Annotated in this window: 14 protein-coding genes; 7 read left to right on the top strand and 7 right to left on the bottom strand. The window is 73.1% G+C overall.

Features of this window, described 5'->3' with window-relative positions:
• Positions 1-5: 5 nt before the first annotated feature.
• Positions 6-716, bottom strand: coding sequence for a metallophosphoesterase family protein (locus G569_RS45325; RefSeq protein ID WP_053225800.1), 711 nt, complete (start codon positions 714-716; stop codon positions 6-8).
• A gap of 48 nt (positions 717-764) precedes the next feature.
• Here G569_RS45325 and G569_RS45320 point away from each other — a divergent pair, with 48 nt between their 5' ends.
• Positions 765-1,442 carry a type 1 glutamine amidotransferase family protein gene (locus tag G569_RS45320; RefSeq protein WP_157591791.1) on the top strand — a complete coding sequence of 226 codons (678 nt, stop codon included), beginning with the start codon at positions 765-767 and terminating at the stop codon, positions 1,440-1,442.
• 59 nt (positions 1,443-1,501) lie between these two features.
• A complete protein-coding gene (locus G569_RS0103790) occupies positions 1,502-1,867 on the top strand; it encodes a response regulator (RefSeq protein ID WP_028062434.1) in 366 nt (121 codons plus the stop codon).
• On the opposite strand, the gene G569_RS57215 is transcribed toward G569_RS0103790, so the two are convergent.
• Positions 1,841-2,821 carry an ATP-binding protein gene (locus G569_RS57215; protein ID WP_053225797.1) on the bottom strand — a complete coding sequence of 327 codons (981 nt, stop codon included), beginning with the start codon at positions 2,819-2,821 and terminating at the stop codon, positions 1,841-1,843. The genes G569_RS0103790 and G569_RS57215 overlap by 27 nt on opposite strands.
• A gap of 44 nt (positions 2,822-2,865) precedes the next feature.
• Between G569_RS57215 and G569_RS0103780 the strand changes: the two genes are divergently transcribed.
• Positions 2,866-3,519 (top strand): response regulator transcription factor, encoded by a 654-nt coding sequence (locus G569_RS0103780; RefSeq protein ID WP_028062433.1) that lies wholly within the window; start codon positions 2,866-2,868, stop codon positions 3,517-3,519.
• On the opposite strand, the gene G569_RS0103775 is transcribed toward G569_RS0103780, so the two are convergent.
• On the bottom strand, positions 3,508-3,954 hold the full coding sequence (locus G569_RS0103775; protein ID WP_028062432.1) for a hypothetical protein: 447 nt from the start codon (positions 3,952-3,954) through the stop codon (positions 3,508-3,510). The two genes, G569_RS0103780 and G569_RS0103775, sit on opposite strands and share 12 nt — an antisense overlap.
• A 132-nt stretch (positions 3,955-4,086) precedes the next feature.
• Here G569_RS0103775 and G569_RS0103770 point away from each other — a divergent pair, with 132 nt between their 5' ends.
• From G569_RS0103770 to G569_RS0103755, 4 genes are all read left to right on the top strand, one after another.
• Positions 4,087-5,055: an alpha/beta hydrolase gene (locus tag G569_RS0103770; RefSeq protein WP_028062431.1), complete on the top strand. Its 969-nt coding sequence runs from the start codon at positions 4,087-4,089 to the stop codon at positions 5,053-5,055.
• A 70-nt stretch (positions 5,056-5,125) separates the two neighbouring features.
• The gene (locus tag G569_RS0103765; RefSeq protein ID WP_028062430.1) at positions 5,126-5,548 is read left to right on the top strand and encodes a globin family protein; all 423 of its coding nucleotides are present in this window, start codon (positions 5,126-5,128) and stop codon (positions 5,546-5,548) included.
• A gap of 104 nt (positions 5,549-5,652) precedes the next feature.
• Positions 5,653-7,164, top strand: a complete 1,512-nt coding sequence (locus tag G569_RS57210; RefSeq protein WP_053225796.1) for a PAS domain S-box protein — start codon at positions 5,653-5,655, stop codon at positions 7,162-7,164.
• Complete coding sequence (locus G569_RS0103755; protein ID WP_028062429.1) at positions 7,152-7,796, top strand: response regulator transcription factor; 645 nt, start codon at positions 7,152-7,154, stop codon at positions 7,794-7,796. Before G569_RS57210 ends, G569_RS0103755 begins: the two co-directional genes overlap by 13 nt.
• On the opposite strand, the gene G569_RS45305 is transcribed toward G569_RS0103755, so the two are convergent.
• The 4 genes from G569_RS45305 to G569_RS45290 all read right to left on the bottom strand — a co-directional run bounded on the left by G569_RS45305 (position 7,777) and on the right by G569_RS45290 (position 11,602).
• Complete coding sequence (locus tag G569_RS45305; protein ID WP_157591790.1) at positions 7,777-8,040, bottom strand: DUF6194 family protein; 264 nt, start codon at positions 8,038-8,040, stop codon at positions 7,777-7,779. The two genes, G569_RS0103755 and G569_RS45305, sit on opposite strands and share 20 nt — an antisense overlap.
• Positions 8,040-9,242, bottom strand: coding sequence for an FG-GAP-like repeat-containing protein (locus tag G569_RS57205; protein WP_169542057.1), 1,203 nt, complete (start codon positions 9,240-9,242; stop codon positions 8,040-8,042). The genes G569_RS45305 and G569_RS57205 overlap by 1 nt, the downstream gene beginning before the upstream one ends.
• 92 nt (positions 9,243-9,334) lie before the next feature.
• Positions 9,335-10,384 (bottom strand): FUSC family protein, encoded by a 1,050-nt coding sequence (locus G569_RS45295; RefSeq protein ID WP_053225793.1) that lies wholly within the window; start codon positions 10,382-10,384, stop codon positions 9,335-9,337.
• Positions 10,385-10,495: 111 nt separating this feature from the next.
• Complete coding sequence (locus G569_RS45290) at positions 10,496-11,602, bottom strand: S1C family serine protease (RefSeq protein WP_053225792.1); 1,107 nt, start codon at positions 11,600-11,602, stop codon at positions 10,496-10,498.
• Positions 11,603-11,616: the final 14 nt, after the last annotated feature.

Below are 11,616 nucleotides of genomic sequence, written 5' to 3'. Positions count from 1 at the left end.
CAAGGCTAGATCAGGCCCTCGAAGAACCGTGTGATCTCCATCGGGTCGACCGGCTCCACGAGCGACGCGTTCAATGACCGCGCGTCCGGCCAGGCGCCGAGCATCCGCCGGCCCGCGGCGAGCGAGTCGTACTCGGTGCGACGCAGCTCCGGCTCGCCGTCGGCCACCCAGAGCCAGCGCGCGGCGCCGTCGCCCTCGTACGGCATGCCGACGCTGCCGGCGTTCAGGAACCGGATCGCGCCCACCATCACGTCGTGCTGCTGGTGCGTGTGGCCCGCGACGACGGTCTGCGCGGTGACGCCCGACAGCACCGTCGCGTAGCGCTCGGGCGAGGAGATCCGGGTGACCATCTCGTCGTCCGCGCGCGGCGTCGCATGGCAGTAGAGGACGCCGTCGATCTCGACCGTGAGCGGGAGCTCGCCGAGCGGGCGGGCGGCCTCGGCACCGATCTGGTCGAGCGTGAGCTTGGCCGTGAAGCGCGCGGGGTCGTCCGGTGAGGGCTCGGGACCGTCGATCGCCTCGGCGACCTCGCGCTCGCCGTTGCCGCGGATCCAGCGGGCACCGGCGAGACGCTCCAGCGTGGCGGCGGCGAACGGGCCGGGGACGACGTCGCCACCGACCAGCACCACGTCGGGGCTCGCCGCCCGCGGGTCGGCGAGGACCGCTTCGAGCGCGTCGATGTTGCCGTGGATGTCGTACAGGGCGAGGACGTTCATGACGCAACCATACAGTTGCGCGTCCGGCTCACGGGTGATCCTGTGCGGATGCGATCCGTGTACCTGATCGGCGGCGGCCGCGGCGAGGATGCCGTGCGCGCCTCCCACGCTCCGTTCGTCCACGCCGTGGGAGAGCGGGCGATCGTCGCGATCGTGCTCGACGAAGGCGACGACACCGACGTCGACCGCTGGACGGGCGCGCTGACCGCGTCAGGTGCGAACGAGGTGCGTGCGGTGGTGGTCTCCAAGGACCGGCCGCCGACCGCCGCCGACGTCGAGGGCGCGGGCGGCGTGTTCGTCGCAGGCGGCTGGACGCCCGGCTATCAGGAGGCGCTCGTGGGCGGCGACTGGCTCCCGCCCGACGTCGTCTACGGCGGCTTCTCGGCCGGTGCGGCGATCGCGGGCGAGTGGGCGATCGTCGGCGGCTGGCGCCACGGCGGCCGCGACGTCTGCGCGGAGGAGGCGGGCGAGGATCTCGAGCCGCTCACGGTGCGTCCCGGCCTCGGCCTGGTGCCGTTCGCGGTCGACGTCCACGCGACCCAGTGGGGGACGGTCACGCGGCTCATCCACGCCGTTCGCGCCGGGCTCGCGCCCGAGGGCTGGGCGGTCGACGAGGGCACCGTGCTCGTCTACGACGGCGACCGCGTCGCCCGCGTCGAGGGCCTCGGCTCCGGCTATCGCGTCACCGGTGCCGACCTGCGCCTCGAGGTGGCGGTCGGAGCCTGACGGCCATTGTCCGGCTGCCCGGATACGCGCCCGGCGCGGATGGGCAGACAATGGAATCGATGGTTTCCGTGCTGATCGTTGACGACGACGAGGGCTTCCGGCGGCTCGCCGTGCGCGTGCTGGCCGCGGCCGGGTTCGACGTCGTCGGCGAAGCCGGGACCTGCGCGGGTGCGATGTCCACGGCGCGGACCTGCAGGCCCGCGACCGCGCTCGTCGACGTCAACCTCCCCGACGGCGACGGGATCGGCCTCTCGCGCATGCTCGCCGCCCTCCCGTGGGCGCCGCGAGTCGTCCTCACCTCAGGCGACGCCGACGCGGGCCGTGCCGCCCGCATCGCCCGCGCGGGAGCGATCGGCTTCCTGACGAAGGACGAGCTCGCCGACGGGCGCCTGGTCGAGCTACTGGAGGGGAATCTCGACGCGTAGCGTCGTGCCCCCGCCCGGCGGGCTGGAGACGTGCAGCCGCCCGCCGACCGCTTCCAGCCGGTCCTCGAGCCCGAGCAGCCCGGAGCCGCCGGTGAACGCCCCGCCGACGCCGTCGTCGGCGACCTCGGCGACGAGCACCTCGCCTTCGGTGCGCACGCTCACCCGCGCCTCCTTCGCCTCGGCGTGCTTGGCGACGTTCGTCAGCGCCTCGGCGATCACGAAGTAGACGGTCGCCTCGAGCTCCGCCGGGAAGCGCTGGTCGGCGATGTCGCAGTCGACCGGCAACGGCATCCGGGCCACGAGCGCGTCCACGCCCGCGCTCAGGCCGCCGTGGGTGAGGACCGACGGCATGATCCCGTGGGCGAGCTCGCGCAGCTCGTTGGTCGCCTGCTGGGCGTTGTCGAGCGCCTCGCCCAACATCGCCTTGGCCTGCACGGGGTCGGAGTCGACCGCGCGCGAGGCGAGCTTGAGCGTCACGACGGTGTGCATGAGCCGCTGCTGCGCGCCGTCGTGGAGGTCGCGGACGACTTGGCGGCGCTCGCGGTCGGCGGCGGCGAGGACCCGGCTGCGCGACGCGTCGACCTCCTGCAGGCGCACGCGCCGCTGCTCGGACTCGACCGCGCGCCGGCGCCCGTAATGGGCGATCAGCGCGACGGCGACCGCGGTCACCATCACGTTGCCGATCGCGACCAGGTCGCCGGCGGACTTGCCCGCGAGCAGGTCGCCGGTCGGGTCGGTGTGGAAGTAGTCGAGCGCGAGCGCGCTCAGCACGGCGGTCACCAACCCCATCCAGAGCCCGCGGGTGGTGGCGACGATCAGCACGCCGAGGACGTACAGGACGCCGCTGGAGACGCCCGGATCGATGTCGGAGATCGGGTACAGGACCAGCGTCACCGCGGCGACGACGAGCACCGCGAACGCCAGGCTCACCAGCGGGCCGTCACGGTTCGTCATCCGGGGCATTATCGTGCTGCCCCATCAGCGACGACCGGACAGCCCTGCGCGTGGTGATCGGCGAGGACGACGTGCTCATGCGCGAAGGGATCTCGCGGCTGCTCGGCGACGAGGGCGTCGAGGTCGTCGCGCGCGCCGGCGACGCCGACGACTTCGTCCGCAAGGTCCGCGCCCACAAGCCGGACGTCGCGATCGTCGACGTGCAGATGCCTCCGCACGGGGAGGACGACGGGCTGCGCGCGGCGGTCCAGCTGCGCGAGGAGCGGCCGGACCTCGGCGTGCTCGTGCTCTCCGGCCACTGCAACGAGTCCTACGCCAACGCGCTGATCGGCGACGATCCGTCGGGCGTCGGCTACCTGCTCAAGGAGCGCGTCGGCGACGTCGACGCGTTCGTGGACGCGATCCGCCGCGTCGCCGGTCGCGGGACCGCGCTCGACCCCGAGGTGGTCAAGCTGATGCTCGGGCGCGGCAAGCACCGCGGCCCGATCGCCGACCTCACCCCGCGCGAGCTCGACGTGCTCGCCGCGATGGCCGAGGGCCTGTCCAACGTCGGCATCGCCGAGCAGCTCGTCGTCACCGAGAACGCGGTCGAGAAGCACGTCGGGCGCATCTTCCGCAAGCTGAACCTGACCGACACGACGCCGACCGAGCACCGCCGCGTCCTCGCCGTGCTCGAGTACCTGCGCTCACCCCGCTAGACCCGCGATCCCCGAGTCGATCCGCCAGTCCGTCGGCGGCGCGTGGAACTCCGCCAGCGCCTCCGGTGAAGCGGGGAGCAGGACGAACGAGCGGCCGCCGGCGTGCACGACCCGCGCGCTGCCGTCCGCGGTGACCCGGTAGGTGAGGCGGGCCAGCCCGCGGTCGGAAATGACGCCGTCCAGCCGCGCGGACGCGAACAGGCTGGCGCAATCCTGGCCGGGCTCGAAGCTCTTGCGGGCGCGTGGCGTGAGGTAGCCGCAGGCGTCCACCGGGTCGTGGTCGACGACCGCGTCGGTGAGGAACGACCGCACGGTGCCCTGAGGCGTCGACAGCGGGCCCCGCTGGTCGGCGTGCGCGACGACGGCGACAGCGAACGCCAGCGCGACCGCGACCCCGGCGCCGGCGAGCCAGGTGATCGATCTCGAGAAGGACATGGACGTAGCGTCCCGCCCGCCCGCGGCGCCGGACACCACCACCGGCCGGACAGCTCACGTCCGGCCAGCCGTACTCCGGAGTCCGGTGGGCGGGCATGGCGGCGACCCACGCCGGACGGAAGCCTGTGGGGCATGGCCGCACATACCCACATCGAGACGCTCACCCTCGAACCCGCCGCGCAGGCGTTCGCCGACGCCAACGCGAAGCCGCCGTTCCTCACCGACCTCGGCCCGGAGAACGGGCGCAAGGTGCTCGACCAGGTCCAGTCCGAGCCCAACGTCACGCGCCCCGACGTCGACGTCGAGGACTTCACGATCCCCGGCGGCCCGCACGGCGAGGTGGCGATCCACCTGCTCAAGCCGAAGGGCGCGACCGGCCCGCTGCCGGTGATCCTCTACCTGCACGGCGCCGGCTGGGTGTTCGGCGACCCCAAGACCCACGACCGGTTGGTGCGTGAGCTCGTCGCGGGCACGGGCGCCGCGGTCGTCTTCCCGCACTACGTCCGCTCGCCCGAGGCCAAGTACCCGCAGGCCAACCAGGAGGCGTACACGGCCGCGCGGTGGATCGTCTCCGACGGCGCGTCCAAAGGGCTCGACGGCGAACGCGTGGTCGTCGCCGGCGACTCCTGCGGCGGCAACATGGCGATCGCGGTGACGCTCATGGCCAAGGCGCAGGGCGGGCCGGCGTTCCGCGGCCAGGCGCTCTTCTACCCCGTCACCGACGCGAACTTCGACACCGGCTCCTACGAGCGCTTCGCCGAGGGCTTCCACCTGCGCCGGGACATGATGCAGTGGTTCTGGGACCAGTACACGACCGACCCGGACGAGCGGGCGGAGATCACCGCGTCGCCGCGGCGGGCGACGCCGGACCAGCTGCGCGACCTGCCGCCGGCGCTCGTGATCACCGGCGAAGCCGACGTCCTGCGCGACGAGGGCGAGGCCTACGCGGAGCTGCTGCGGGAGGCGGGCAACGAGGTCGAGGCGACGCGCTACGCCGCCATCATCCACGACTTCATGATGCTCGACGCCACGCGCGACACGAAGGCCGCCAAGGCCGCCACCGCGCAGGCGATCCGCTTCATCAACGAACGCCTCGCCTGACGGTTTGCCGCCAGCGACGCGGAGGGTGACCGTATCGAGTAGACCCGGCTGATCGCGGAAGCTTTCCGCCATGGACATCGACGCCCTGGAAACCAGCTTCGACCTCGTGGCGCCCAAGGGCGACGAGCTGATGGACATCTTCTACTCGAACCTGTTCGCGGTCGCTCCGTCGGTCAAGCCGCTGTTCGAGGGCACCGACATGCGCAAGCAGCACGCGATGCTGCTGTCGGCGCTCGTGCTGCTGCGCAAGTCGCTGCGCGACCTCGACTCGGTCGTCCCCACCCTCAAGCGCCTCGGCGCGCGCCACGTCGGGTATGGCGCGCGCCCCGAGCACTACCCGGTGGTCGGCAACGTGCTCATCGGTGCGATGGCGCACGTCGCGGGCCCGGACTGGGAGCCGCGCTACGCCAAGGCCTGGACCGAGGCCTTCGGGGTGGTCGCCGGCGCGATGCTGGAAGGCGCCGCCGAAGCCGACCTGGCGCTGGCCGCCTGACGAGACCTGAAGCGCCGACTGGTCCCGGCGCTCGGCGCCGGGGCCGGTGCGCGCGTTCATCCCGCGCGCACCGGTCGCGTGGCGTAATGTCGCTCGCAGCACCCATGCTCGCTCCTCCTCCGCTCAGCGCTTCACGCCTGCTGCGCGTCGAGCACGCGGTCGCCGAGGCCCTGCTCGACACGGCCTCGGCCGACGACGCTTTCCCGCGCCTGCTCGCCGCGGTCGGCGAAGGCCTCGGCTGGCACTACGGCGGCATCTGGCTGCCGGTCGCCAGCGGCGCGCTGCACTGCGTCGCCACCTGGTCCGCGGGCGGCAAGCCGCTCGAGCGGTTCGCCGCCGCTTCGCGCACGCTCGTGCTCGGCCCGGGTGAAGGGCTGCCCGGGCGCGTGCAGGCCCGCGGGCGGCCGGCGTGGATCGCCGACGTCGGCTCCGACCCCAACTTCCCGCGCGGGCAGGACGCGCGGACCGCCGGCCTGCATTCCGCGTTCGCGATCCCGCTCGCGCACTCCGGCGGCGCGATGGAGTTCCTCACGGTCGAGACGCACGAGCCGGACGAGGACCTGATGGCGACGCTCGCGAGCCTCGGCCGCCTCGCCGGCCAGTTCGTCGAGCAGCGCCGCACCGAGGCCGCGGTGCGCGAGTCCGAGGCGCGCAAGCGGGCGATGCTCGACGCGGCGCTGGACGCTGTGATCACGATCGACGCGGGCGGCCGGATCGTCGAGGTCAACGCCGCGGTCGAGGACCTCTTCGGCCACCCGCCGCAGTCGCTGATCGGGCGCGAGCTGGCGTCCGCGCTGGTGCCGGACGCGATGCGCGCCGCGCATCGCCGCGGGCTGGCGCAGCCGTCCGGCGGGCTGATCGGCCGCCGGATCGAGATCACCGCGCTGCACGCCGACGGCCGCGAGATCCCGGTCGAGCTGACGATCACCCGCATCGACGTCCCCGGCCCGCCGATGTACACCGGCTACGTCCGCGACATCACCGACCGCCTCCAGCGCGAGCGGGAGCTGCGCGAGTCGCGCGCCCGCATCGTCGCCGCGGCCGACGCGGCCCGCCGCCGCCTCGAGCGCGACCTCCACGACGGCGCGCAGAACCGCCTGCTGGCGATTGCCCTCGACCTGAAGCTGCTCCAGAACACGCTCTCCGGGCCGGAGGCGGAGCAGATCGCCGCCGTCCGCGAGGAGCTCGCCCTCGCCACCGACGAGCTGCGCGAGCTCGCGCGCGGCATCCACCCGGCGGTGCTGACCCAGCTCGGCCTGGTGGCCGCGCTGCGGACGCTCGCGCGCCGGACACCGCTCCCCGTCGGCCTGGAGTACGAGTGCGAGGACCGCTGCCCGGCGCCGGTCGAGGCCGCCGCGTACTTCCTCGTCGCGGAGGCGCTGACCAACGTGGTCCGCTCCGCCGAGGCCACCCGCGCCGACGTCCACGTGGGGCGCGAGGGGGCGAGCTTGACCGTGACCATCACCGACGACGGGCGCGGCGGCGCCGATCCGGCCGCCGGGTCCGGCCTGCGCGGGATGCAGGACCGGCTCGTCGCGCTCGACGGGTCGCTCACCATCGACAGCCCCGTGGGCGGTGGCACCCGCGTGACCGGAGTGATCCCGTGCGGGTCGTGATCGGCGAGGACTCGCTGCTGCTGCGCGAGGGCATCGCCCGCGTGCTCGAGGCGGCGGGGATGGAGGTCGTCGGCCTCGCCGGCGACTTCGACGAGCTGATCGCCGCGGCCACGGCGACCCGCCCCGACGTCGCCGTCGTCGACATCCGCATGCCTCCCACCCAGACCGACGAGGGGCTGCGCGCGGCCCGGCACATCCGCCGCGACCTTCCCGACACCGCGGTCCTCGTCCTCTCGCAGTACCTCGACGAGGACTACGTCTTCGCCCTGCTCGGCGACGGGGCGGAGAAGCTCGGCTACCTGCTCAAGGACCGCATCACCGACGGCGACGCGTTCGTCGACGCGGTCCGCCGCGTCGCCGCCGGCGACGCCGCGCTCGATCCCGAGGTCGTCGCCCACCTGCTCGGCCGCTCGACCGGCGGCGGCCCGCTCGAGGAGCTGACCGAGCGCGAACGCCGGGTGCTGTCCCAGATGGCCGAAGGCCGCTCCAACACGGCGATCGCCCAGCGGATGTTCCTCTCCGACCGCGCCGTCGAACGCCACGTGACCGCGATCTTCTCCAAGCTCGGGTTGACCGCCACGCCCGAGACGCACCGCCGTGTGCTGGCGGTGCTCACCTACCTGCGCGCGTAGCCGCGAACTCGATCAGCTCGCGCGCCAGCGCGTCCGTGCGCTCGCCGGGGCACACGATCGAGGCCCAGGACTGGGTCGCGTAGACCGGGTGCGGGAGCAGCACGTCGAACGCCGCGTAGTCGAGGCTGTCCGGGACGCTCGAGGGCGGGTAGCCGAGCTCGGCCTCGAAGCGCTCGCGGCCGAGCGAGACGTTGAAACGGAATACGCCCGGACGGTTGAGATTCGAGGCTTCGTCGGCGGACATCAGCCGCACATCACGAAGCGCCGCGAGACGGTCTTCGTGTGCAGCTTCTTCGAGCCGGTGCGGCGGAAGTACACGCGGGCGTAGACGCGGCCCTTCTGGCCGGCGGGGCGATGCAGGCGCAGACGGACCGTGTAGGGCCTGTGGCGATCGGTGCGGCGCGGGCCGTTGTGGACGTAGAAGAGGATCTTCGAGACCCGCGGCGCGGCCTTCCCGGCGCGCTTGCGGACCTTCACGCTGACCCGCAGCAGGCCGCCCGGTGGCGTGCAGCGGATGCCCGCGTTGAGGGCGACGTTGCCGTCCGGCAGCGGCGCCGCGGGTGCGGGCGGCGGTGGCGGAGGAGCCGGCGGGGGCGGCGGCGGTGGCGAAGACGGCGCGAGCGTGATGTGGGCGAGCGAGTTCCAGCCGCTCCCGATCTTGGTGCCGTTGTCGACCCACCCGCTCGCGCCGGTGCCGCGGTACAGATACAGCGAGCCGTCCGTCGTCCGCGCGAGCGCGTCGGCCTTGCCGTCGCCGTTGAAGTCGCCGCCCGTGGCGAGCGCGGTGAACCCCGCCCAGCCGCTCCCGACCGGCTCGCCCTTGCCGGTCTCCCACCCGCCGGCGCCGTTGCCGCGATAGAGGTAGAGGGTCCCGTCGGTGGCGACCGCGAACACGTCCGGCTTGCCGTCGCCGGAGAAGTCGCCCGCGGGCAGCACGGCCTGGAACGGCCCCCAGCCGCTGCCGATGGGCTCGGCCTTCCCGGTGACCCACCCGCCGTCCCCGTCGCCGCGGTAGAGCAGCAGCGCGCCGTCGGCGTTGCGGGCGAGCACGTCCGGATGACCGTCGCCGGTGAAGTCTCCGGGCGAGAACACCGCGGTGAACGGGCCCCACCCCGAACCGACCACCTGTGGCGTCCCGGCCCACCCGCCGGCTCCGTCGCCGCGGTACATCAGCAGCCGCCCGTCCTTGTCGCGCGCGAGCAGGTCGGGCTTGCCGTCGCCGGAGAAGTCGCCGGGCGCCATCAGCGCGGTCATCGCGCTCCACCCGCCGCCGAGGCTCTCGCCCTTGCCGGTCAGCCACCCGCCGGCGCCGTTGCCGCGATAGAGCAGCAGGCTTCCGTCGGGATGGACGGTCAATACGTCCCCGGGTCCGTCTCCACTCCAGTCCGCCCGCGCCACGCCGGGCACGGCGAACAGGATCAAAACCAACAGCACAGCGATCCGCACGAGCGGCGGACCATACATGTCTCGCCCACACGGCCACCCCGGAACGCCCGAAACCGCACGGTCGGTCCCGCGCAGCCGGTTGCCGGGCTCGGTTAGACGGTGACGACCGCCAGTAGCTCCTCGGTTGGTGCTTCAAGTGACTCGGAGGAGAGGAGATCCGCCGCGCGCCGAAGGTCGACCGCGGTGGAGCGGATCTGGGCCGCGACCTCCCCGCCGCCCGCCTCGCCCGCCAAGGCGCCGGCGCGCAGCGCGTGGCCGCGGACGGCGTCGGCGCGCTCCGGTTGGTCGTACGCGCTCGCCAGCGACCAGACGGCCAGGCCGAGCTCGTGGACGGCGTCCGGGAGCGCGGGGTCGATCGCGTCGCCCGAGCGGGCCAACCGCACCGCGTGGCGGGCGAGCACGCGGGTGTCGCGGACCGCGAAGTCGACCTGCGCGAAGGAGGCCCCGTAGCGCTCGAGCTCGGCCAGGGAGGCGCGGCGGCGGGGCGAGATCCGGGCGGTCTCGCGGCCGATCCGCAGCGCTTCGTCGAACTCGTCGACCAAGGGGTCGAGGGCGCGTGCCGCGGCGAGCGCCTCGCCGGCCTCGCCGGCGTCGCCCTCGGTCAGCGCCGCCTGGACCCGCTCCAACGCCGCGCCGAGCCCGCTGAACACGGCCTGGGCCGCGCGGCCGACGTGCAGCGCGGGGTCCGGCGGGAACACCAACGAGGTCACGACCAGGGCGACCCCGCCGCCGATCAGGCCTTCCAGCACCCGGTTGAGCGTGAACGAGACGTCGCTCGTGTTCGGGTCCAGCGACACCAGCAGGATCGCGGAGACCGCGGACTCGGCGACGAGCAGCTCCCCACCGCGCAGCAGCACGGCGGCGCTCATCGCCAGCACGACCATCAGCCCGATCTGCAGCGACCCGGTCCCGATCAACGCCACGAGGACGGACGCGACCGTGATCCCGAGCACCACGCCCGCGATCAGCTGCAGCGCCTTCGACCCCCGCTGCCCATACGACGCCCCGAGGCAGATCACCGCGGCGATCGACGCGAACGACGGCCGCCCGTCCGGCAACAGCGCAACGGCCGCGAGCCAGGCGGCGGTCGCGGCCAGAGCGGTCTGCAGGATCGGCCAAAGGCTTCCGCGCAAGCGGTTCATGCCACTTGGTTTAGCGATCAACCACATTGCGAGGCGTTAAACGCGGACGAGGCCGGCGCGACATACCCGAGCGCGCCGGCCTCGTGGCCGCTTCCTCCCAACGGTGGCGGGCTACCAGCCGCCGCCGAAGTCTGGGACCTGCGGCTGCTGCTCCTGCTGCTGCAGCTGCGCGGACTCGGTGGTGTCCGGCCGCTGGCCGAGCTTGACCGAGATGGACTTCTTGGATCCGTTGCGGGTGACGTCGACCTGGACCTGGTCGCCGACCTTGTGGGCGTCGACGAGCGCGGACAGGGAGGTCGAGTCCTCGACGGACTTGCCGCCGATCGAGGTGATGACGTCGCCGGTCTGCAGGCCCGCGCTGGCCGCGGGGCCGTCGGCCGTGACCTGCGCGACCTGGGCGCCGGTGCCGGAGACGTCCTGCGTCTGGACGCCGAGGTAGGCGTGCGAGACCTTGCCGGTGGCGCGCAGCTGCGAGATCACGCTCTTGACCGTGTTGGACGGGATCGCGAAGCCGATGCCGACGTTGCCGGCCTGGCCGCCGTCGGAGGTGTTGCTGGTCGACTCGATCTGCGAGTTGACGCCGATCACCTGGCCCTGCGCGTTGAACAGCGGGCCGCCGGAGTTGCCGGGGTTGATCGCGGCGTCGGTCTGCAGGACGTCGTCGATGGAGAAGCCGTTGGGCGAGGAGATCTGGCGCTGGAGCGCGGAGATGACGCCGGTGGTGAGCGTGCGGTCGAGGCCGAACGGGTTGCCGATCGCGTAGGCGGGGTCGCCGACCTGGACGGTACTGGAGTCGCCCAGCGCCAGCGGCTTGAGGTTCGAGGCGTCGACCTTCAGCAGCGCGAGGTCGGTCGAGGCGTCCTGGCCGACGAGCTTGGCCGAGAGCGTCTTGCCGTCACCGATCTTGGCCTTGATCTGGCCGTTGGCGCCCTCGACGACGTGGGCGTTGGTGACGATGTAGCCGTCATCGGAGATGACGAAGCCCGAGCCGGTGCCGACCTGGGTCGTGATGTAGGCGATGGAGTCCTTGGCGTTGGCGTAGACGTCGTGCGGGCTTTCAACCGTCCCCGAGGTCGGGTTGGAGACGGTGCGGGTGGTCGTGATGGTCCGGACGGTGGTAGCGGAGTCGTCGTGAAGCGCGGAGGTAGCGACGGCGCCGGCACCGCCGCCGATCGCCGCGGCGACGGCGATGGGGAGGAGCGGCTTGGCAATCTTCATGAACCAGAGGATCG

It is taken from the genome of Solirubrobacter soli DSM 22325, assembly GCF_000423665.1.
Classification (GTDB): domain Bacteria; phylum Actinomycetota; class Thermoleophilia; order Solirubrobacterales; family Solirubrobacteraceae; genus Solirubrobacter; species Solirubrobacter soli.
The sequence above is the reverse complement of the archived record's forward strand: the minus strand, read 5'-3'. Positions and strand labels throughout refer to the sequence as shown.